Genomic DNA, 23,178 nt, shown 5'->3' on the forward strand with positions numbered 1-23,178 from the left:
ACAATTTTGTCTAGAATTTTCTCTTAATAAACTATTAAGATTGCCTATTTTGGTATAAAAATTATCTCTTGCAAAATTCAGCCTTTAAAATATACAACGCTTCTGCCGGTAGTGGAAAGACATTTACATTGGCAAAGGCCTACTTAAAAATTTTAATTCAGTCTAAAAGTCACGATCAGTTTAAGTCCATTTTAGCCATCACCTTTACTAATAAAGCGGTAGGGGAAATGAAAGAACGGATTATTGATATGCTGAAACGCTTTTCCGAAGATAGCAATTTAGAAACGCCACACCCGATGTTTGTTGCTATTTGCGAAGAACTTGAGATAACCCCAATAGTCCTTCAGCATAAATCTAAAGCGATATTAAAGCACATTATACACAATTATGGTGCTTTTGATATTTCTACCATTGATGGATTTACCCATCGTGTGATCCGAACCTTTGCGCACGATTTAAAATTGCCTTTAAATTTTGAAGTGGAATTAGATCAGGGACGACTTTTAAGTGAGGCTGTAGATAGTCTAATTGCTAAAGCAGGAAGTGATAAAGCCTTAACCAAGGTCTTAGTGGACTTTGCTATTGAAAAAGCAGATGATGATCGCAGTTGGGATATCAGTTACGATTTCAATGCCATTTCTAAACTGCTGGTGAATGAAAACGATATTTCGGCCCTAAGTAGTTTGAAAAACAAGACTTTAGAGGACTTTAATAATCTGAAGCAACAACTGTCTAAAGACATTAAAGAAATCGAAGCACAGATTGTGGACGTTGCACATGGAGCTTTAGCTTTGATTGAAGAATGTGGCTTAGAATTTAAAGATTTTAGTGGCAGTTATTTGCCTAAATATTTTCAGAAATTAAGTACAAAGTCGTTTTATGTCAATTTTGGCGCCGCTTGGCAAAATACCTTATTAGAAGGAAATACCATTTACCCTAAGCGTGTTAAGCCTGATGTGGCCTCCGTAATTGACGGTATTCAATCGCAACTCGCTGATGCCTTCCTTGGAACCAAAAATGCCTTGTTTGCAATTAAACTTAAAAAAGGCTTTTACAGAAATATTACGCCGCTTTCCGTTCTAAACGCCATAAAAAACGAATTAGATCTCTTAAAATCGGATCAGAATAAAATGCTGATTTCAGAATTTAATACCATCATCAGTGAAGAAATAAAAAACCAACCAACCCCATTTATTTATGAGCGCCTAGGCGAAAAGTTTAAGTACTATTTTATTGATGAATTTCAAGACACCTCTAATATGCAATGGGACAATTTAATCCCTTTATTAGATAATGCTTTGGCGGCAGTAAATGGATCAGCTATGTTGGTGGGCGATGCTAAACAAGCTATTTATAGGTGGCGAGGTGGTGAAGCCGAACAATTTATAAGACTTTATAACAAAGACGATGCGCCATTTGCGTTTGAGGCTGAGGTACTGGCATTAGAGACCAATTACAGAAGTGCGAAAGCTGTCATAGAATTTAATAATGCGTTTTTCGAGTTTTTAAGCAGTACTGCTTTTAATGAAGAGGCTTATGCGTCGCTCTATAAAAATGCCAAACAACACACCCACAATAGTTCTGAGGGGTATGTAAATCTTCATTTTTTAGAATTTGATAAAGAAGATGATCAGCATGAAATGTATGCCAATCAGGTTTTAGAAACCATTCAAAATTGTCAGAGTCTTGGCTTCCCATTAGATGATATCTGTGTGTTAGTTAGAAAACGAAAAGACGGCGTTGCCATCGCTAATTTTTTAAATGATCATGGCATAAAGATTACGTCTTCAGAAACCTTACTCTTAAAAAATTCGGATAAAGTAAGATTTATTAATTCGGTATTAAAGGTGCTCACGCAACCTGATAACGACCGTTTGAAAGTGGATATTCTCAACTATTTAGCCGAACAACGACAAGCAGAAGACAAGCATTTGTTTTTTAGTACTTACCTAAAAAGTACTTTAGATGCTATGTTCCTCGCTCTGCAAAGCATTGGGATATTTATTGATAAAAACCATTGTCTTCAATTGCCATTATACGAGTTGGTAGAGCATATTGTTAGGGTTTTTAAGCTTAATGAGGACTCGGATGCCTACTTACAATTCTTTTTGGATGTGGTTTTAGAGTTTACCCAAAAACAGAACTCAGACGTTGCAGCTTTTATTCAGTATTTTGAAAAGAAAGAAGATAGTCTTAGCGTGGTCACTCCAGAAAATATGAATGCGGTGCAGATTATGACCATCCATAAATCTAAAGGTTTAGAGTTTCCGGTGGTGATATTTCCTTATGCCGATCTCGATATTTATAAAGAAGTCGATCCTAAAGTTTGGTTTCCGGTGGCTCCTGAAGATTATAACGGTTTTGATACCTTATTACTCAATTATAACAAAGATGTTGAAGCTTATGGCGAAGTGGGCGCTGCAATTTATAACAAGCACCAATCGGAACTAGAATTAGATAACATCAACTTACTCTATGTCGTTTTAACGCGTGCTGTAGAGCAATTGTACATAATAACTAAGAAAGATTACGATTCTAAAGGCGCAGTAAGAAAGAGCACTTATGCAGGGATGTTTATGAATTTTTTAGGCCAAGAACAACTCTGGAATGACAGTCAGTTAAGCTATAGCTTCGGAAGTTTGAACCCCAACGCCAACACGGTAGAAGAAGACACGCCATTGGCAGCACTACAATTGTTGTCCGTCCCTAAGGAAGTTCATAATTTAAACTTGGTGACCAATTCCGGACTTTTATGGGATACCCAACAAGAGGCCGCTATAGAACGCGGAAATTTAGTGCATTTACTATTATCTAAAATTACCACGGAAGAGGATCTTGATGCGGCTTTTACAGATTTAATTCTTTCCGGAGACTTAACCACAGACAACCGTGAAGCACTTCAGAAATTAGTTTTACAAGTTATTCATCACCCTAAATTGGAGCCATATTATCAAGACGGTTTTAAAATTTATAACGAACGCGATATTATAACACGGACAGGGCAGTTGTTAAGACCCGACCGCTTAAATATCAATGCTGAGAACAACGTTATCATTATTGATTACAAAACCGGAGAAGCTAAACCTAACCATAGTGCTCAATTACGAGACTATGAGTTTGTGTTAGAACAGATGAATTTTAAAGTTATTCATAAACTGCTGGTTTATATAAATGATACAATTGAAGTTCTAGAAGTCTAATTTTTCATAGTATCTTTGGCCGTGTTAAACAAAAAATAATAAGCATGTACGGAGATATAAAGAAGCATTTACAGCAAGAAATCGAGTCTATTAAAGAGGCCGGACTTTTTAAAGAAGAACGAATTATCACTTCACCACAAGGGGCAGAAATAACCTTAAATACTGGACAGAAAGTACTTAACTTTTGTGCTAATAATTACTTAGGTTTATCGGCGCACCCAGATGTTGTTCAAGCTGCTAAAGATACAATGGATACCCATGGATTCGGAATGTCTTCAGTACGCTTCATTTGTGGAACTCAAGATATTCATAAAGAATTAGAGCAAAAAATAGCTGATTTCTATGGCACAGAAGATACCATTCTTTACGCCGCAGCCTTTGATGCTAATGGTGGTGTTTTTGAACCGCTATTAACGAAAGAAGATGCCATTATCTCAGATTCTTTAAATCACGCTTCTATTATTGATGGGGTGCGCTTATGTAAAGCGGCGAGATATCGTTACCAAAATAATGATATGGCCGATTTAGAAACTCAATTAATTGCTGCCAATGAAAATGGTGCCCGTCACAAGATTATTGTGACCGATGGGGTGTTTTCTATGGATGGCTTAGTGGCACCTTTAGATGAAATTTGCGATTTAGCAGATAAGTACGATGCTATGGTTATGATCGATGAATGCCATGCTACCGGATTTATAGGAGAAACAGGAATTGGAACGCTTGAAGAAAAAGGCGTTTTAGGCCGTATCGATATTATTACCGGAACCCTTGGGAAAGCTTTAGGAGGTGCTATGGGAGGTTATACGACCGCTAAAAAAGAAATTATAGAATTGTTACGTCAACGTTCTAGACCTTATTTGTTTTCAAACTCCTTAGCTCCGGCAATTGTAGGGGCCTCTATTAAGGTGTTTGATATGCTTAAAAATGACACCACTTTAAGAGATAAAGTAGAGTGGAATACCAATTATTTTAAAGCGGGAATGAAGGCTGCAGGATTTGATATTGTAGATGGAGATTCGGCAATTGTTCCGGTGATGTTATACGATGCCAAACTCTCTCAAAATATGGCCAATTTATTGTTGGAAGAAGGGATCTATGTTATAGGATTCTTTTATCCAGTTGTACCAAAGGATAAGGCAAGAATTAGAGTACAACTCTCTGCGGCTCACGACAAAAACCAACTCGATAAAGCTATTGAAGCCTTCGTAAAAGTGGGGAAAGAATTAAAGGTTATCTGAATTGATTCAAATCTTAACTCAAACGCTGTAATGTAGGGCGATGTAACATTATTTTTATATATTTGTCTTTGTTAATACTTTTTAACACATTATTTTTGCATCAATTAACACTTAAAATTAAAATTAATTAGAATATGAAAAATCTTAGCAGATTATTTTTTGTCGCTGTGCTTATTGCAAGTTTTAGCACATCTAATGCACAAGACAAGAACAATCCATGGGCCATTGGTTTTGGAGCCAACGCAGTTGACGCTTACCCAGTAGGAGAAGACGCACCACAAGGAGGATATTTTGACGAATATTTCAATGTAAAAGAGCACTGGAATGTTTTACCTTCAATTTCAACACTTTCTGTATCTAGATACCTTAGTGATGGGTTTACATTCACAGCTAAAGGATCTCTTAACCGAATTGATAAATTTGGAGATGATTCTGTAGATGATTTAACATATTACGGTGTAGATGGTAACCTTACTTATAGCTTTATGAATATCATCAATTCTAAAGTTATCGATCCTTATTTAGGAGTTGGTGGTGGTTACACTTGGTTAGATGAAATCGGAGCAGGAACGGCTAACGGAACTGTTGGATTTAAATTCTGGTTTACTGAAAACCTTGGTTTAGATATTAACTCTACTTACAAGCATTCATTCGAAGATTACTTACCTAAGCATTTCCAACATTCAGTTGGTATTACTTTCAAGTTTGGTGGTACTGATACTGACGGTGATGGTATCTACGATAAAGATGACGCATGTCCAGAAGAAGCAGGTTTACCTGAATTTAACGGATGTCCAGATTCTGATAATGACGGAATCCAAGATTCTAAAGATGACTGTCCTAACACAGCTGGTTTAGCTGAGTTTAACGGATGTCCTGATACTGACGGAGACGGTGTAATGGATAAAGATGATAAGTGTCCAGAAGTTGCTGGTCTTAAAACTTTAGCGGGTTGTCCAGATGCTGACGGAGACGGTGTTTCTGATGCTGATGATAACTGTCCAAATCAAGCAGGACCTGCTGCAAACAGCGGATGTCCTTGGCCAGATACTGACGGTGACGGTGTATTAGACAAAGATGATAAATGTCCTAACGAAGCGGGTACTGTGGCAAACAACGGTTGTCCAGAAGTTAAGCCAACTGAAGAAGTTATGGATACATTAAACGAATACTCTAGATCTATCTTATTTAACTCTGGTAAGGCAACTTTCCAAAGACAAACAGATAAAGTATTACAATCTATGGTGGCTATCTTTAAAGAATACCCACAAGCACACTTCTCTCTTGAAGGTCACACTGATAGCGATGGTTCTAAATCTATGAACCAAGCATTATCTGAAAGAAGAGCAAATGCAGTTAGAGATTACTTAATCGCTAATGGTATTGACGCTGACAGATTAACAGCTGCTGGTTTCGGTGAGTCTAACCCAATCGCTAGTAACAGAACAAGCGCTGGTAAGAAAGAAAACAGACGTGTAGAGGTGAAGTTGAAAAACTAATCACATCTAAAATATATTAAAAAAACGCCCCGAATTTCGGGGCGTTTTTTATTTTTATAAAATGATAAGTTTTATAAAATCCGTACTTCTAGACCTTCAAGAAAAACAACTTAATCTTGAGGATGTCTATTTTGTTTTACCTAGTAAACGTGCAGGTGTGTTCTTAAAACACCACTTGTCGTCGTTATTAGATCAGCCTATTTTCTCACCACATATTGTAAGTATTGAGGAATTTGTTGAAGACCTTTCCGGATTAAAAAACCTCCCGAATACCGATTTACTATTTCGGTTTTATGAAACCTATTGCGGCCTTACACCCGTAGACGAGCAAGAGTCTTTTGAATCCTTTACTAAATGGGCGCAGATCCTCCTACAAGATTTTAACGAAATTGACCGTTACCTTATTCCGCAATCGCAAATTTTCGATTACCTAAATGCCATTAAGGAACTTAATCATTGGTCTTTGGATGTTGAGCAAACCGGTCTGGTTAAAAACCATTTAAAGTTTTGGAAACAGCTTAAGGCCTACTATATCGCTTTTACCAAAAACCTGTTAGAGGCCGGGCAAGGCTACCAGGGTTTAATTTATAGAGAAGCGTCTAAGAAAGTGGACCCTTATATCACAATAGCAGAGGACAAAATACATGTTTTCTTAGGCTTTAATGCCCTTAATTCTGCCGAAACTAAAATTATACAAGCGCTTTTAAAAGCTGAGGTCGCCCATATTTATTGGGATATTGATAAAGCCTTTATTGACGATGCTAAGCATGATGCCGGTTGGTTTACTAGAGAGCATCGTAAAGACTGGGAGCATTTTAAAACGGAACCTTTTCAATGGACCACCAGCCATTATTCCGAAGAAAAAAATATTAACGTTATAGGGATTCCTAAGCTTGTTGGCCAAGCTAAATATATTGGGCAAATCTTAGAGGATTTAACCGCCTCAGCAACCAACTTATCTAAGATTGCGGTCGTACTGGGGGAAGAGCAGCTGTTATTGCCGGTTTTAAACTCTATTCCTGCCGCTATTCAAAAGCTCAATGTCACAATGGGCCTACCCTTGCAATACGTTCCCTTATCCTCTTTGTTTGAGCTGTTGTTTTTTATGCATAAAAACAATCCACAACAGTATTATTATAAAGATGTTATTGGGATTTTATCTCATGCTTCGGTGTATCCTTTATTTGAACAGGACACAGTTAACGAGGCCAGTGCTTTGGTTTCAAAGATTCAAAAGAATAACCTCGTCTATATTACTTTAGCAGAGTTAAAAAGCTTAGCGCCGGCAAGTGAAGCGCTTTTGGAGTTGTTATTTAAATCGTGGACCAACCAGCCAACCTTGGCTTTACAACAATGTGCGGCTTTAATTTTTAAAATGAAGGACCACTATGATAGTGATAAAGTCAGTTACCGTTTAGAATTAGAATACCTATACCGCTTTAATACGCTGTTTAATCAACTTTCAGAACTAAACAACACTTATAGATATCTAAACTCTATTGTGGCCTTACAAACCGTTTATAAGGAGTTGTTAAGCTCAGAAACCTTAGATTTCCAAGGTGAGCCGTTAGAAGGACTTCAGGTTATGGGAATGTTAGAGTCGCGTGTTCTCGATTTTGAAACCGTGATTATTAGTTCAGTGAATGAAGGGATTCTTCCTTCCGGAAAAACCAATAATTCTTTTATTCCATTCGATGTAAAGCTCGAAAATAAGCTACCGACCTTTAAAGAAAAAGATGCCGTCTATACCTATCATTTCTATCGCTTATTACAACGGGCAAAAAATGTGTACATTCTGTATAATACTGAAATAGATGCCTTAAAAGGAGGCGAAAAAAGTCGGTTTATTACACAATTAGAAATTGAAGGCTTACATGCTATTTCTCATAAAATCGTCTCGCCAAGCGTTCCTAATATTAAAGAAGAATTACAAGAAATTACGAAGACATCTAGTGTTTTAGAACAGATAAAATCCCTTTCTGAAAAAGGGTATTCGCCCTCCTCATTAACCAATTATGTAAGGAATCCTATAGATTTTTATTACGATAAAATTCTTGGAATTAAAGAGTTTGACGAGGTTGAGGAAAATATCGCTGCCAATACTTTGGGGTCGGTTATTCATAATTCGTTGGAAGATTTTTATAAACCTTTAGAGGGTAAATTATTAACGATAGCGCATGTGGAAGGCTTTAAGAAGCGGGTAAAACCAATGGTGACCAAGCATTTTGAAGAGCTGTATAATAAAGGTGGATTTTCTAAAGGAAAAAACCTGATTATTTATGAAATTGCCCAACGTTATATTTTAAATTTTCTGAATTTAGAGATTGAGAGTTTAAAAAAAGGACAACAGATAGAAATCTTATCTATTGAAGCAGATGAACAAATTGCGATCACTATAGAAGGCTTAGATTTTCCTATTAAATTAAAGGGAAAAGTAGACCGTGTAGACCGCTGCGATGGGGTAATTAGAGTCATTGATTATAAGTCGGGAAAAGTAGACCAGAGCAAGGTAGAAATTGTAGATTGGGAAGCCCTAACTACGGATTATGAGAAGTACAGTAAGCCTTTTCAGATTTTATGTTACGCTTATATGATGCGAGAAAATAAGCGCTTAGAATTGCCTGTTGAAGCTGGTATTATTTCCTTTAAAAATCTCAGTGGTGGATTCTTAAAATTTGCAAAGAAAGACAAACCTGGGGCTTATGCTAAGAAGGACCAATTTATTACGGATGAGACCTTAGATCGTTTTGAAGTGGAACTGAAAAAGCTCATTTCAGAAATTTGTAATCCAGAGCTTAAATTTATCGAAAAAGACCTTACTAAATGAACATAGAGAAGAATTACATTTTAGAGCGAGAAGGCAAGAAACCAATCCTCATTGATACCTTTTATAGCGAAGAGCAGGAGCATCAACCTATTGTTATTTTCTGTCATGGCTATAAGGGTTTTAAAGACTGGGGAGCTTGGGATGTTATGGCTAAAACATTAGCAACATCAGGGTGTTGTTTTGTAAAATTTAATTTTTCTCATAATGGCGGTACGATGGCAAATCCTATCGATTTTCCGGATTTAGAAGCCTTCGGCAATAATAATTACAGTAAAGAACTGGAGGACTTAAATGATGTTATAGATTGGGTGCAAGAACGTTTTAAAGATGATGCGAACGTTCATACAGAAAACATTTGCTTAATTGGTCATAGTCGTGGCGGTGGAATTGCGATATTAAAAGCTTCCGAAGATGCTAGAATCAACAAGTTAGTCACTTTGGCCAGTGTGAGTGACTTTGGATCGCGATTTGGATCTGAAACTGAAATTAAAGCTTGGAAGGAAGACGGGGTGAAGTTTGTTAAAAACGGAAGAACCAAGCAAAACATGCCACACTATTATCAGTTTTTTGAAGATTTTAAGGCCCATGAAGATCGGCTTCATATTGAAACAGCAACCCGAGCCTTAACGTTGCCTATGCTTATTATTCATGGCGATAAAGATACTTCAGTAAGCATAGACGAGGCTTATAATATCTATGATTGGAGCAGCAATAGCCTGCTAGAGATTGTTCCTGATGCAGACCATGTGTTTAATACAAAACATCCTTGGTCAAAGGATACACTTTCTCCTGAATTAGCTAAGGTAACGGAACGCGTAATCAATTTTATCCTCTAAGGATTTTCAGACTTAAGCCACATTTAAATTGCTATTTTTAAAGCAATTGTTGATTTTTTTATAGAGCAATTCTCTTTTAATTGGTTTGGTCATATAATCATTCATCCCAATATCTAAAACACGTTGTCGCGTTTCTTCCATAGCATCTGCCGTTACAGCAATGATAGGGATGTTTTCTATGGTAAATCCAAGCTGTCCACTTCTGATCAGTTTAGTGGTTTCATAGCCGTCCATTATAGGCATCTGTAAATCCATGAGTATAAGGTCAAAAACATCATGCTTCAAAGCGTTAAGTGCTTCTTGTCCGTTTTCTACAACTGAAAAGCTAAAGTGGCCAAAACTGCCAAGAAGCTTGCGCATAACCAACTGATTAAGCTTGTTGTCTTCTACCACTAAAATATGTAAAGGTTTATCAAATACTGCGGTAGCTGGGGCGTCTACGACAACCTCTGTGTGTATGCGTTTAAGTGGAATTGTAATAAAGACATCCGTACCCTTATTGACGGTGCTTTCAATTTTAATAGTGCCTTTATATAGCTCTACCAAATGTTTTGAGATGGTGAGCCCAAGACCGATGCCTCCAAATAGTCGTTTGTGATTGAGCTGCATTTGGTTAAAACTAACAAAAACATTGTTCTTATTCTCCTCGGTCATTCCTACTCCCGTATCCGAAATTTGAAAATGGAAACTAGAAACACCATCGGGCTGTGTTAAACAGGTTAATTTAACGATGATTTGGCCGCTATTAGTGAATTTTACGGCATTGGCCAATACATTATTTATAATCTGAATAAACCGATCTGCATCGCCTAATACTTTAGTCGGAATCTCAGAATCCATTTCAAAAACATAGTTTAAACCTTTGTTGTTGGCTTCAATTTTCCAATTATTACTAATTTGATTTAAAATAATGGAAGGGTTAAATTCCTCTTCTCTCAAGGTGAGCTTTTGGTTTTCTATTTTTTCAAAATCTAAAACGTCATTAACATTACTAAGCAAACTGATAGACGCATTTTTAATAATTTGATATTTTTTTCGGCTTTCATTATCATTGTTTGTATTGGCCAATTCTAATTCTGCCATCCCCATAATCGTATTAATCGGCGTCCGTAATTCATGACTAATATTAGACATAAAATAACTCTTCAATTCACTAATTTCTTCAGATTTTTTTAAGGCCAATTCTTGGGCGTGTTCATTATCTAAACGTAACTTTCTAATTAAATTAGTCATCGATAACGAGAGTAAAACAACTTCAATTCCGGTTCCGAATTTAGAACTGTTTATGGTGTAAAAATTAGTAGGTAAAAGGCCTAAGTTATTCATTACAAACCCGGCTAAACCAATTACCAAAAACAAGATGCCTACAGAGAAATAAGGATCTATATAAATACGGTTAAAACGCATTTTAAAAATGGTGGCAATGATTAATACAAAACTGAATAAGCCGTTTAAATTGCTTAATGGGTATGCTATTTCTAAGGTTGTAGGACTAATAAATACCATAACACAGATAAGACTTAACAGTACATATATAGTGTTGTAGTATTTTTTATAACCTAACAGATTTGCATTGATGTTTAAAAAGTACTCACAGTATTTCAGTAAAAATAAATTAGAACATAAGGCTGTAAGTAATACCGCGCGGCTATTCATATAACTGTTAGAGGGCAACAGATATTGGTGTGTAAAACCATCTAAAGACATTTGCATTAAGGCAATAGAGAAGGCATATAAACTGTAATAGAGAAAAGTTTTATTCTTTAAACTGGTGTAGAAAAATAAATAGATCAGGCTAGTGAGGAGCAATACACCATAGAATAACCCAAAGAACAATTGTTGGGTATAATTACTGTCTATAAAGGTGTTTTCATCATATAAATTAAGAGGAACATTTATCGTTTCGCCATCACTAGTGAGGTTTAAATAAAATAACTGCTCACTTTGTGGCTTCAGTGTAATTTTAAAAACATTAGACCGATGTTGAATAGCTTTATCACTAAACGTAATTTGATCCCCGTTTTTATAAACTTCAATTTCAGGTTTTATAACGTAGAGGTCAACCACATCGGTTATTGGTCTTGCGGTTTCTAAGTAATAGGTTTTATTTGTTTTAGAGCTGTTTTCCAAACGAAATCGAACCCAGTATTGATCTGAAGTAAAACCGAAGTCGTGATTTTCAGATTTTAAATCATTATACTGTAAATTTGCGTTGTCTAAGACGTCTTCAATGGTGAAAAGCTGTTGCTCTGTATTGACGTATTCCGCGTACTGGAACAGTTTTCCCGAGGAAGTATCAGGATTAAAGGCTGGTTTTTGAGCATGTAGGGAGCATGCTAAAAAGTAGATAATTAGTAAGATAGGTTTCATGTTGGGGCATTAAACGGCAGCTAACTTACGTAAAAAATGTTAATTCGGTTTTTAAAATAAAAAAAGCGTGTAAAAACACGCTTGTTGTGGAGAAGATCGGGCTCGAACCGACGACCTCTTGACTGCCAGTCAAGCGCTCTAGCCAACTGAGCTACATCCCCTTAATACAGATGTAAATATAGTCTTATTTTTCAATTTTAATTAAAAAAACGAGCCGGAAGGCTAAATATAATTTTTCATGATTTGTAAAGCAACCTTATCAGATATTCCTTCTGTTTTAAACCTTACCAAAGCATGTGCTGCGGCTATGAGCGCACAGGGGATTTTCCAATGGAATGCCAGCTATCCTAACCAAGACGTTTTTATTAAAGATGTGGAGCGCGAAGAACTCTATGTCCTAAAAGTCAATGCGCGTATTGTGGGCTGTATTGTTAGTTCTAAACGTATGGATGCCGAGTACAAAGCCGTGAATTGGCTTACTACAGATCGCCATAACCTCTATATTCATAGGCTTGCCGTTCATCCTGAATTTCAAGGCTTAGGCTATGCCCAACAGCTCATGTCTTTTGCAGAACAGCAGGCTGTGACCCATAAATACCAGTCGATTAGATTAGATACCTTTTCAAAAAACAAAAGAAACCAAAAGTTTTACGAACTTCGCGGCTATAAAAAATTAGGTGATATTCACTTTCCAAATCAGAGTGACTATCCCTTTCATTGTTATGAACTAGTCCTGTGAGCACCTCAATAACCTTAAAACAGATAAATAAGCTTGCGATCCCTGCCCTAATAGCAGGTGTGGCAGAACCCATTTTGTCTTTAACAGACGCCGCTATTATTGGTAATATGGATTATGAAGCTACGACATCCTTGGCCGCTGTAGGGATTGTAGGAACGTTTTTCTCCATGCTGATATGGGTTTTGGGCCAAACCCGAAGTGCTATTTCTTCTATAGTCTCGCAATACTTAGGCGCCAATCAGCTTAATGCTGTAAAGAATTTGCCGGCTCAGGCCATTTTTATCATCACCATTTTAAGTTTACTAATTATAGGCATGACTTATCCTTTGGCCGCTTCTATATTTAAACTTTATAATGCCGCCGGACCAATATTAGATTTTAGTGTTACCTATTACCAAATAAGAGTGTTTGGTTTTCCCTTTACCTTATTTACTATCGCTGTTTTTGGCACGTTTAGAGGGCTTCAAAACACGTATCATCCCATGCTTATTGCTATTGTTGGGGCCGTTTTAAATATTGCTTTAGATGTAGTTTTGGTATATGGTATTGATGGCTTCTTGCCTGCAATGCACATTAAAGGCGCCGCTTACGCAAGTGTCTTGGCGCAGGTGGTTATGGCCTTATTATCGGCGTTTTATTTGCGTAGAAAGACCGATATTCCGCTTCTGGTAAAATTGCCATTTAATTCTGAAATGAAACGTTTTGTGTTCATGATCGCTAATTTATTTATAAGAACCTTAGCTCTTAATTTGGCGCTGTATTTGGCCACAAGTTTTGCGACAAAATATGGTGAAAATTATATCGCAGCTTATACCATTGCCATTAATCTATGGTTTTTAGGCGCATTCCTCATTGATGGTTATGCTGGCGCAGGAAATATCTTATCGGGGAAATTATTTGGAGCTAAAGATTATAAAAACCTTATTGAACTGAGTAATAAACTCATTAAATACGGTATTGTGGTTGGGGTCTTAATTGCTACCATAGGAGCTATATTTTATTATCCTATTGGACGGATCTTTAGTAATGACGAGGCTGTTTTAAGTGAATTCTATAAGGTGTTTTGGATCATTTTGGCCATGCAACCCTTATGTGCCTTGGCTTTTATTTTTGATGGTGTTTTTAAAGGCCTAGGTAAAATGAAATACCTTAGAAATGTACTCCTGTTTTCTACCTTGGCCGTTTTTGTTCCTATCGTATTCTGGACCGATCATTTAGACTACAAACTGTACGGTATTTTTATTGCCTTTACCTTTTGGATGATAGCACGCGGATTACCTCTAATTATAAATTTCCGTAAAACCTTTATATCACTAGCCAAAAACGCTTAAATTTGGCTTATAAATAAAACGAACATATGGATATTTTAGGTTTTTTAGGCGGAAATGGCTTGTTTCTAATTTTAGGTCTAGCTTTGATTATTATATATTTATTTAACAGATTTAAAAGACGTTAAAACCCGGTTATCGTGTTTTAAACCAACCTGTAATACTCAATCTTGTGGTCGTTACGGGTTTTACTTCGTGTTCTAATTCTTGACTTTCAAAAATAACAACCTTCCCTGGCAAAGGATAAATGACTTCGTCTTTACCATCTAAGTAAAGGACCAGCTCACCACCGTTTTCAGGTTGCCAATCTTCAGAGTTAAGGTAGCAGACTAAAGATAATTTACGCCTATCATCATTCTGAAACGTATCTAAATGCCGTTTGTAAAACGTCCCCTTAGGATACATAGCATAATGAAACTCCTTATCCTGGATGCCTAGAAAGCAAGTTTGATTTAAATAGGTTTGGAGATCGTTAATTTTAGCAAAGAACATCTGTTCTGTCACATTGATAACGCGTTCATCGATCCAAAAAATTCGATCTCCACGGACGGTTTTTTTAACCAATTCATGGGTTTTGTTTCCAATGGCAGATGTTTTAAAGGCGGCTTCTTCATCTTTTAAAAGTAGAGAATGCCTTAAGGCAATGACCTCTTCTTCGGAAAAAAAATCATCTACAATACTATATTTTTGAGATGAAATGTCTGAAATAATGCGCTCGTAAAGCGGATTTTCAATAAACGGGATCGCTTCGTAAAGGTTACTCACCGTGACTTTTATAGAAATTGAATCCTATCATTTGCATTTTTAATATTAAAAAAAGTGCGCAAATGTAATCTAAAAAGCTATTCCTTTTACATTTATAATATCTTTGCAAGATAATATAGAATCACATGAGCAAAATTCGCATTACAAAACAGTTTTCTTTTGAAACAGGCCACGCACTTTACGGTTACGACGGGAAGTGTAAAAACGTGCATGGGCATAGCTACCGTTTGTATGTTACTGTAATTGGTACTCCAATTTCAGATAGTAGCAATGTAAAATACGGTATGGTAATTGATTTTGGCGATTTAAAGAAAATCGTAAAGGAAGATATTGTCGATGTGTTTGATCATGCTACCGTTTTTAATCAAAATACACCACATGTAGAGCTTGCTAAAGAATTAGCCGATAGAGATCATAACGTGCTATTGGTAGATTACCAGCCTACAAGTGAAATGATGGTGATTGATTTTGCTGATAAAATAAAGAAACGTCTGCCAGATAATATAAAATTGCATTCGTTACGCTTGTCAGAAACCGCGTCTTCTTACGCCGAATGGTTTGCTAGTGATAATGAGTAAACCCCAACACATAAACATTGCTGAAGGCAAAAAAGTCTATTTCGCATCAGATAATCATCTAGGTGCACCTACTCAGGAAGCTTCACGACCGCGTGAAAAGAAATTTGTGGCATGGTTAGACACGGTAAAAGATGATGCTGCGGCCATTTTTCTTTTAGGTGATTTATTCGATTTTTGGTTTGAATATAAAACCGTGGTCCCTAAAGGGTTTACAAGAACCTTAGGAAAACTAGCCGAAATAGCAGATTCTGGAATACCAATTTTCTTTTTTGTGGGTAACCATGATTTATGGATGAAGGATTATTTTAAAACTGAATTGGGTATTCCTGTTTACCACGAACCTAAAATATTCACTTTTAACGACACCTCCGTGTTTATTGGGCATGGTGATGGTTTAGGTCCTGGAGATAAAGGATACAAACGCATGAAAAAAGTGTTTACCAATCCTTTTTTTCAATGGTGTTTTAAATGGATGCATCCTGATATTGGCATTAGGATAGGGCAATACATGTCGGTAAAAAATAAGCTGATTTCTGGTGATGATGATGCTAAATTTCTAGGTGAAGATAACGAGTGGTTGGTGGCTTATTGCAAACGTAAACTTGAAGATAAACACCGTGATTATTTTGTGTTTGGTCATAGACATCTGCCTTTAGAGATTCCACTTAATGAAAATTCTAAGTATATTAATCTAGGCGATTGGATTCAATATTACACTTATGGTGTTTTTGATGGCGACACTTTCGAATTAAAGACATTCTAATTTTAAGCTTTTTCGTGGGCATCAATATCTTTAGTAAGGTCCAAGTCTCTGAGCGCTTTGTTTTTAAAACTCATGGTGGCCACGGTAATGAGTGTTACGGTTCCACCAAGGATTACCGCCAATGGCGCACCAAATAGTTTTGCCGCTATTCCACTTTCTAGCGCACCAAGCTCATTAGAAGAGCCTACAAACATAGAGTTGACGGCACCAACCCGTCCTCTCATATCGTCTGGAGTCTTAAGTTGTAGAATAGTTTGCCTTATTACCATAGATACACCATCAAACACGCCAGATAAAAATAAAGCGATAAGACTTAACCAAAGTAGTTTTGAGGCGCCAAATACAATCATGAATACTCCAAAGCCAAAAACTGAAATTAATAGTTTTTTACCAGTGTTTTTTGTAATCGGAATGTAGGTCGTCGCAACCATAGTAATAATACTTCCAGAGGACAACGCGGCATTCAAAAATCCGAATCCACGCGGACCTGCATCTAAAACATCTTTGGCAAATACAGCAAATATAGCGACCGCACCTCCAAAGAGCACCGCAATCATATCTAGTGTTAGTGCTCCTAAAACTACCTTATCATTAAATACAAATGTGAGGCCTACCTTTAAACTGTCCATCACAGATTCCCCGGTTTTTGTATTGAGTATTGGTTTCTTTTTAATGCCAAAAACCAAGATTAAGGCGAGCATTACTAACGAAAATATAATACCAAGGGTATAATGAACACCAATCCAAGAAATTAAAAACCCACCACAAAGGGCGCCAAACACACTAGCACCTTTCCAAGTGCTACTGCTCCATGTTGCGGCATTAGGATATATTTTTTTAGGAACAATGAGAGCAATCAACGAGAAAATCGTGGGGCCAAAAAAGGCTCTTAAAACACCACCAAAAAACACGAGACCATAAATGCTATAGAGAATAGGACGGACGTTCCAAGTCGATTCAATTTGTTCTGAAGTCAACCAATACAGGCCAAAACTTATTAGGGAGAATAAGGCAATACAAAGGGTAAACAGATTTCGTTTTTCTTTTTTGTCAACGATATGGCCTGCAAAAGGCGCGAATAAAAAGACTGGTAAAAACTCGCATAATCCTATAATGCCTAAACTCAGTTTGTCATTGGTTAAAGCGTAGACTTGCCATTCAATGACAATAAATTGCATAGACCAACCAAAAACTAAGGCAAAGCGCACCAATAAAAAAATATTGAATTCCTTAATTCTTAGTGCTGCGTAGGGATCGTTTTTTACCAATTTAGTTAAGATTTAAGCGACCTGTAATATGTTATAAGCTAACAGGTCAGTATTACTATACAAATGTAAAACAAGCAACGTAATATTTTATTCCTGAATCAACTTAAAAGCAACACGTCTATTTAATTGACGCCCTTCTTCACTATCATTATCTGAAATGGGTTGCGTACTTCCAAAACCAAAGGACGTAATGCGTGTGGTAGCTAATCCTTTTTTAATTAAATAATTAGAAACGGCTTTGGCGCGTTGTTCTGATAATTCTTGGTTTCTAATTTCTAAGCCACTGTTATCGGTATGACCATAGATTTCCGCGTTTAATTCAGGATTAGTTTTTAAGTATTTATAAAGTTGATTCAATTCTTCTTTTGAAACTTCTAACAATTCGGCTTTATCAAAATCGAATAATACGTTCTTAAACGTGTAAATCTCATTAGTTTTAATGGAGGTTTCTTTAGCCTTTACAAAGGATTCCGTTTTAACGTTTACTTCTTTTTCTGATGGTTCTATAGATACCTCATCTACATAGTAATAAGAGAAAAAGTAAGGACTATTAGACAAGGAACTTTGTTTTTTCGTTTTAGAATTTCTATAAAAATTGCCTATTGAAAAATAGTTTTCATAACCCTCAGCTTCAAATTCAAATGAATATTTAATCCATAATTCTTTATCTAAAAAATAAACATCATCAGTATTTGAATACATTTTAAACTTTCCTTCAGTAGCTTTAGACGGTTTAATCGCTTTTTCACAATTGTTAGAATGATGGCACGGCTTTAACTTTTCTTCTGTAATTAAAACTTGAATATCCTTTAACGCATAAGACGATTTATCTGCTAAACTCAAATAAAACGTCATTTTGTAGTTCTTCCCTTTTATTAATGTTTTAGAGAGTTCTCCTTGAATATATTCTCGGTAGTTTTTATCAGTATACAGATACATGCCAGCATAAGTTGTTCCTGATTTAGCTTCTTGAAACCCATTATAGTTTCTGCCTCCCATCGTCTTTTCACATGTATCAAAAAAATCTGTTGATCCATAATTTGGTATAGACCAATTTGTAATATGAATATTAAAACCTCCTAACATTGAAATACAATGTTTTGTTAAATGGTCTTCAAAACTAGGGTTGAGCACTAAGTTTTGCCCAATGGAAATAAAACCACAAAGAATGAAAAGCAATAGAATTGATTGTTTCATGTTTTATCAACGAAAAGGGGATAGATTATATTTTATACCTACAAAGTTTTAGAAACCTTGCAGGGTTTATCATGCTTTAATATCCTTCAATTTCAACTGTAAACTCACATTGCCATTCCAATGGTTTTCATCAATAGCATAAGCCGCACTAAATGGTCTTTTGCTTTTAATAAGGCCTATTTTATCGCCTAAGCCAAAACCAATACAGACAATTTTATCATTGAAGGATTGAGTGACCGTTAATCGAATATGTTTATCGTCTTCACCAACGCATTTTCCCCAACCTGTATCTTTTAAATGTTGTGTCATAAACGTCGGCGACATATTATTAGGACCAAATGGCGCAAATTGTTTTAAGATGCGCATTAATTTATCATTAATTTCACCAAGTTCTATGTCTAAATCAATACTTAACTCTTCGGTTAATAATTTTGGATCAATACGTTCTTTAACGACACTTTCAAATTTAGCTTTAAAGGCCTCGTAATTTTCTGGTTTTAAGGTTAGTCCTGCTGCATATTTGTGACCTCCAAATTGTTCTATATGCTCAGAACAAGCTTCAAGCGCATTATAGACATCAAAACCTTTTACAGAACGTGCCGAAGCAGCCAACTTATCACCACTTTTTGTAAATACGAGCGTAGGCCTGTAATAGGTTTCTATTAGTCGGGAGGCTACAATACCGATAACGCCTTTGTGCCAAGATTCATGGTAAACCACTGTTGTAAAACCCTCTTGCTCGTTATTGTCTTCAATTTGCGCTAAAGCTTCTTTGGTGATTTTTTTATCCGTTTCCTTTCGGTCCGAATTATATTCTTCAATCTCTGAAGCATAAGTCTCCGCAAGTGCAAAATCGGTTTCAGATAATAACCTCACCGCATAATTACCATGTTTCATACGGCCTGCGGCATTAATACGCGGCGCAATAGTAAAAACGACATCTGTAATGGTAAGAATCTGCTTTTTAACCTGATTGATAATAGCTTTCATTCCAGGTCTCGGTGTGCTATTAATAACTTTTAAGCCTAAATAAGCTAAGGCTCTATTTTCTTCTACAATAGGCACAATATCTGCTCCAATAGCCGTGGCAACCAAGTCAAGATATTCCGTTAAGTCTTCGGCAGTTTGGCCTTGGTTTTCAGCAAGAGCGGTAATGAGTTTAAAACCTACCCCACAGCCACAGAGTTCTTTAAACGGATAATCGCAATCCTTTCTTTTGGGGTCTAAAACAGCTACAGCATCTGGAATTTCATCACCAGGTCTGTGGTGATCACAGATAATAAAATCAATACCTTTTGTTTTGGCATAAGCCACTTTTTCTATGGCTTTTATACCACAATCTAAAGCCACAATTAGCGTAAAATCGTTATCATGAGCAAAGTCAATACCTTGATAGGATACCCCATAACCTTCATCGTAGCGATCTGGAATATAAGTCGCTACAGTGTCTGTTCGGGTCTTTAGGTAAGTGGACATTAGAGCTACAGAAGTGGTACCATCCACATCATAATCGCCATAAACCATAATGTTTTCACCTTGGGCTATCGCTTTTTCAATACGTGCCACAGCTTTATCCATATCTTTCATGAGGTATGGATTGTGGAGATCGTTAAAACTAGGTCTAAAAAACGTTTTGGCAGTGTCAAAATCCTCAATGCCACGTTGCACCAATAACGTAGCAACGATATGGTCTACTTGAAGAGCGTTTTTTAAGGCTTCAACTTTTAAAGGGTCTGGTTTTGGTTTTAAGGTCCAGCGCATGCGAACGTAACAAAATTTAGGATTCAGTAGTAAAATACGTGCAGCCTAAGGTTTTGTAATCTAAGCTTGTTAACCTATGCGCTGCACCTTATAATATCAATTAGTTTAAACTTTTATGAAAATGGATGTTGGTTTCGACCTTAGCGAAACGTCTAAACATTTCCATAACACCACAGTATTTATCTACAGATAAATTAACGGCGCGTTCACATTTTTTTTCATTTAATTCTGCACCATAAAAATGATAATCGACCACCACGGTGTGGTAATATTTAGGGTGTTCCTCGGTAAGTTCTCCAGAGACATCCATTTTAAAATCGTCAATTTCAACTTTCATTTTATCTAAAGTAGAAATCACATCTAAACCAGAGCATCCGGCTAATGACGATAACATCATTGCTTTAGGCGAAAGTCCATGACGTTCGTCAGAGCCTTCAATATTAGTGTCCATAAGGACCGTTTTTCCACTTGGATTGTCAGATTCAAAAGTTAATCCGCCTTTCCACATTGTTGTTGTTTTATGTACCATGATTTTTAGTTTTTAATTTGAAGAGGCTTGTCTTATTTAAGCCTGGTAATAATACTAATTCTTAAAATACTATCTTAGTTATTTCAAAAATACGACTTAAAAAAAAATAATATGGCATTAGTAACTCCATTATCCGCAGAGCACGATATAGAGACCAAAGAATTGGCAGAATTTTTTAATGAAACCCTAGGGTTTTGCCCCAACTCCGTTTTAACCATGCAGCGCCGACCTGCAATAAGTAAGGCGTTTATTAATTTAAATAAGGCCGTTATGGCGAATGAAGGCCGCGTTACTTCGGCTTTAAAACGAATGATTGCTTGGGTGAGTAGTAATGCCACTGGTTGTCGCTATTGCCAAGCACATGCTATTAGAGCTGCAGAACGTTATGGGGCAGAGCAAGAGCAGTTAGAGCACATTTGGGATTACCGAACGCATGATGCTTTTTCTGAAGCCGAACGTGCAGCACTGGATTTTAGTTTAGCGGCCTCGCAAGTGCCCAATGCCGTAAACGCTGAAATAAAAGAGCGCTTATACCAATATTGGGATGAGGGTGAAATTGTAGAAATGTTAGGGGTCATTTCCTTATTTGGCTATTTAAACCGTTGGAATGACTCTATGGGAACCACAATTGAAGAGGGTGCCGTTGAGAGTGGACACAAATATTTAGGTAAACACGGTTATGAGGTGGGCAAACACGATGGCTCTAAATACTAAAGTAGCAATCGCTAAAAGGTTTCTGTTTTAATGTTGAAATCGTTGCTGTTTTATTCTGAAAGACAAGCCAAAACTAATAGGGCAAGGATTAAAAATGTTAATCCTTGTCTTTTAGCATGCTCTTTAAATCATTGCTATAGGAAGGGTATGTAAATATCTGTTTTTTAAATTCGGTTACCGTCATTTGGGTATTGATAGCCATGGTTAAAATATTGATAGTTTCATTAGCTTGGTTGCTTAGTAAATGCGCTCCAACAATAGTATTGGTACGCTCGTTTACTAAAATTTTATAGGCATAGACCTCTGCGTTTTCTTTTTTAGCATTGTACCATTTTGAAGCGTCACCTTTATAGACTTTTATATTTTTATAACGGCTTTTGGCTTCGGCTTCAGAATAGCCAACCATTGCCAATTGTGGATGTGTAAAGACTATAGATGGCACTAATGGGTCTTCAAAAGTTTTAGTATTTCCATTGACAATATTATGTCCGGCAATATAACCTTGTAATCCAGAAAGTGGCGTTAAGGGTAAAGATTTGCTAGAAACATCGCCACAAGCATAAACATGGCTATGGCTTGTGCTTTGCATATAATCATTGACAACGATTCCTGTTGCATCAGCATCAATGTCCGCTTGTTCTACATTAAGTTTTTCAATAGCTGGAACTCGTCCCGAAGTATTAAAAATCTTTCTTGCTTTGAGGGTAAATTCTTCGCCATCCTTCTCATAGGTGAGTTTGACGTTCTTTTTTAATTTTTCTATAGCAAGGGGTTTCGCTTTAAATATAAAGGTGATTCCCATTTTTTCTAAAACTTTAACGAGTTTGTCCACTAAAAATGTATCGAATGGCGCCAACGGTTGATCGCTTAACTCTATAAGGGTAACCTTGCATCCCATAGCGGCTAACATATAGCTAAATTCCATGCCCACATATCCGGAACCAATAAATACGGCCGAATTAGGAATGTTTTTCATATTTAAAAGCGCATCACTAGTTTTTAGGAGATTAGAGCCTTGTATATTTAAAGGTCTTGGAATAAGTCCTGTGGCGATAACAAATTTATCGGCGGTAATGGTTTTTCCTTCAACAAGAACTTCATTTTTACTTATAAATTTCGGGGATTGGTGGTAAAGGTCAATGCCAAGTTGCGATAAATCTTCTTCAGTAGCTAAAGGTACGGGCTGCGTAAAGGAGGTTTTAAACTTCTGAACGGTTTTCCAATCTATCTTTGGCACTTCAGTAACCCCTAGGTCTTTCAGCTGTGATGATTTTTGCATTAAATCTGCAAACTGCATGAGCACTTTTTTAGGGTCACAGCCACGTATGGCACAGGTGCCTCCATAAATTCGGTTGTCTGCAATAGCAACCTTTAGTCCTTTTTTAGTGCAGGCTTTCGCTGCGGTTTGTCCCGCAATACCGCTCCCAATAACAAATACATCGTAGTGAATTGTTTCCATAACTTTAATTTGAACGAGAAAATTAAAAAAAGCATTCGGCAAATGCTGCTGCTGTTCCACTAAAGGTTAACCCAATTACGAAAGTCTAAGTGCTGCCATTGTTTTTT

17 protein-coding genes and 1 tRNA gene are annotated in these 23,178 nt (G+C 36.6%); 10 read left to right on the forward strand and 8 right to left on the reverse strand.

All coding sequences use genetic code 11. The features are described from left to right. Nucleotides 1-68 precede the first annotated feature (68 nt). From ACFQ13_RS14230 to ACFQ13_RS14250, 5 genes are all read left to right on the forward strand, one after another. A complete protein-coding gene (locus ACFQ13_RS14230) occupies nt 69-3,200 on the forward strand; it encodes a UvrD-helicase domain-containing protein (RefSeq protein ID WP_386118468.1) in 3,132 nt (1,043 codons plus the stop codon). Nucleotides 3,201-3,244: 44 nt separating this feature from the next. Next, nucleotides 3,245-4,438: a glycine C-acetyltransferase gene (gene kbl / locus ACFQ13_RS14235; protein ID WP_386118471.1), complete on the forward strand. Its 1,194-nt coding sequence runs from the start codon at nt 3,245-3,247 to the stop codon at nt 4,436-4,438. A gap of 134 nt (nt 4,439-4,572) precedes the next feature. Further along, nucleotides 4,573-5,937, forward strand: a complete 1,365-nt coding sequence (locus ACFQ13_RS14240; protein ID WP_386118473.1) for an OmpA family protein — start codon at nt 4,573-4,575, stop codon at nt 5,935-5,937. 61 nt (nt 5,938-5,998) lie between these two features. Continuing rightward, nucleotides 5,999-8,764: a PD-(D/E)XK nuclease family protein gene (locus ACFQ13_RS14245; RefSeq protein WP_386118475.1), complete on the forward strand. Its 2,766-nt coding sequence runs from the start codon at nt 5,999-6,001 to the stop codon at nt 8,762-8,764. Next, nucleotides 8,761-9,600: an alpha/beta hydrolase family protein gene (locus tag ACFQ13_RS14250; RefSeq protein WP_386118476.1), complete on the forward strand. Its 840-nt coding sequence runs from the start codon at nt 8,761-8,763 to the stop codon at nt 9,598-9,600. Before ACFQ13_RS14245 ends, ACFQ13_RS14250 begins: the two co-directional genes overlap by 4 nt. Nucleotides 9,601-9,612: 12 nt before the next feature. Here ACFQ13_RS14250 and ACFQ13_RS14255 read toward each other — a convergent pair whose 3' ends face one another. Continuing rightward, entirely contained in the window at nt 9,613-11,970 is a 2,358-nt protein-coding gene (locus ACFQ13_RS14255; protein WP_386118479.1) for a hybrid sensor histidine kinase/response regulator, read from the reverse strand. Nucleotides 11,971-12,057: 87 nt separating this feature from the next. Further along, a tRNA-Ala gene (locus tag ACFQ13_RS14260) sits at nt 12,058-12,131 on the reverse strand. A 77-nt stretch (nt 12,132-12,208) separates the two neighbouring features. Here ACFQ13_RS14260 and ACFQ13_RS14265 point away from each other — a divergent pair. Together ACFQ13_RS14265 and ACFQ13_RS14270 are read left to right on the forward strand one after the other, a co-directional pair. Further along, nucleotides 12,209-12,709, forward strand: a complete 501-nt coding sequence (locus tag ACFQ13_RS14265; RefSeq protein ID WP_386118480.1) for a GNAT family N-acetyltransferase — start codon at nt 12,209-12,211, stop codon at nt 12,707-12,709. Further along, nucleotides 12,706-14,040 (forward strand): MATE family efflux transporter, encoded by a 1,335-nt coding sequence (locus ACFQ13_RS14270; protein ID WP_386118483.1) that lies wholly within the window; start codon nt 12,706-12,708, stop codon nt 14,038-14,040. The genes ACFQ13_RS14265 and ACFQ13_RS14270 overlap by 4 nt, the downstream gene beginning before the upstream one ends. A 132-nt stretch (nt 14,041-14,172) precedes the next feature. On the opposite strand, the gene ACFQ13_RS14275 is transcribed toward ACFQ13_RS14270, so the two are convergent. Next, nucleotides 14,173-14,802 (reverse strand): 2OG-Fe(II) oxygenase, encoded by a 630-nt coding sequence (locus ACFQ13_RS14275; protein ID WP_386118486.1) that lies wholly within the window; start codon nt 14,800-14,802, stop codon nt 14,173-14,175. Nucleotides 14,803-14,927: 125 nt separating this feature from the next. Here ACFQ13_RS14275 and ACFQ13_RS14280 point away from each other — a divergent pair, with 125 nt between their 5' ends. Together ACFQ13_RS14280 and ACFQ13_RS14285 are read left to right on the forward strand one after the other, a co-directional pair. Next, nucleotides 14,928-15,380, forward strand: coding sequence for a 6-pyruvoyl trahydropterin synthase family protein (locus tag ACFQ13_RS14280; RefSeq protein ID WP_386118488.1), 453 nt, complete (start codon nt 14,928-14,930; stop codon nt 15,378-15,380). 10 nt (nt 15,381-15,390) lie between these two features. Then, entirely contained in the window at nt 15,391-16,143 is a 753-nt protein-coding gene (locus ACFQ13_RS14285) for a UDP-2,3-diacylglucosamine diphosphatase (RefSeq protein ID WP_386119464.1), read from the forward strand. A 2-nt stretch (nt 16,144-16,145) separates the two neighbouring features. Here ACFQ13_RS14285 and ACFQ13_RS14290 read toward each other — a convergent pair whose 3' ends face one another. The 4 genes from ACFQ13_RS14290 to ACFQ13_RS14305 form a co-directional block, all read right to left on the reverse strand. Further along, nucleotides 16,146-17,411, reverse strand: a complete 1,266-nt coding sequence (locus ACFQ13_RS14290) for an MFS transporter (protein ID WP_386118490.1) — start codon at nt 17,409-17,411, stop codon at nt 16,146-16,148. A gap of 87 nt (nt 17,412-17,498) precedes the next feature. Next, nucleotides 17,499-18,608, reverse strand: a complete 1,110-nt coding sequence (locus ACFQ13_RS14295; protein ID WP_386118492.1) for an OmpA family protein — start codon at nt 18,606-18,608, stop codon at nt 17,499-17,501. Nucleotides 18,609-18,677: 69 nt separating this feature from the next. After that, a complete protein-coding gene (recJ, locus tag ACFQ13_RS14300; RefSeq protein WP_386118493.1) occupies nt 18,678-20,369 on the reverse strand; it encodes a single-stranded-DNA-specific exonuclease RecJ in 1,692 nt (563 codons plus the stop codon). Nucleotides 20,370-20,469: 100 nt separating this feature from the next. Beyond that, entirely contained in the window at nt 20,470-20,898 is a 429-nt protein-coding gene (locus ACFQ13_RS14305; protein ID WP_386118495.1) for an OsmC family protein, read from the reverse strand. Nucleotides 20,899-21,009: 111 nt separating this feature from the next. Between ACFQ13_RS14305 and ACFQ13_RS14310 the strand changes: the two genes are divergently transcribed. Further along, nucleotides 21,010-21,612 (forward strand): carboxymuconolactone decarboxylase family protein, encoded by a 603-nt coding sequence (locus tag ACFQ13_RS14310; protein ID WP_386118498.1) that lies wholly within the window; start codon nt 21,010-21,012, stop codon nt 21,610-21,612. A gap of 97 nt (nt 21,613-21,709) precedes the next feature. Here the strand turns inward: ACFQ13_RS14310 and ACFQ13_RS14315 are convergent, their stop codons facing one another. Then, the gene (locus ACFQ13_RS14315) at nt 21,710-23,071 is read right to left on the reverse strand and encodes a dihydrolipoyl dehydrogenase family protein (protein ID WP_386118500.1); all 1,362 of its coding nucleotides are present in this window, start codon (nt 23,069-23,071) and stop codon (nt 21,710-21,712) included. Between the last annotated feature and the right edge of the window lie 107 nt (nt 23,072-23,178).

It is taken from the genome of Winogradskyella rapida, from assembly GCF_042675845.1.
Lineage (GTDB): Bacteria > Bacteroidota > Bacteroidia > Flavobacteriales > Flavobacteriaceae > Winogradskyella > Winogradskyella rapida.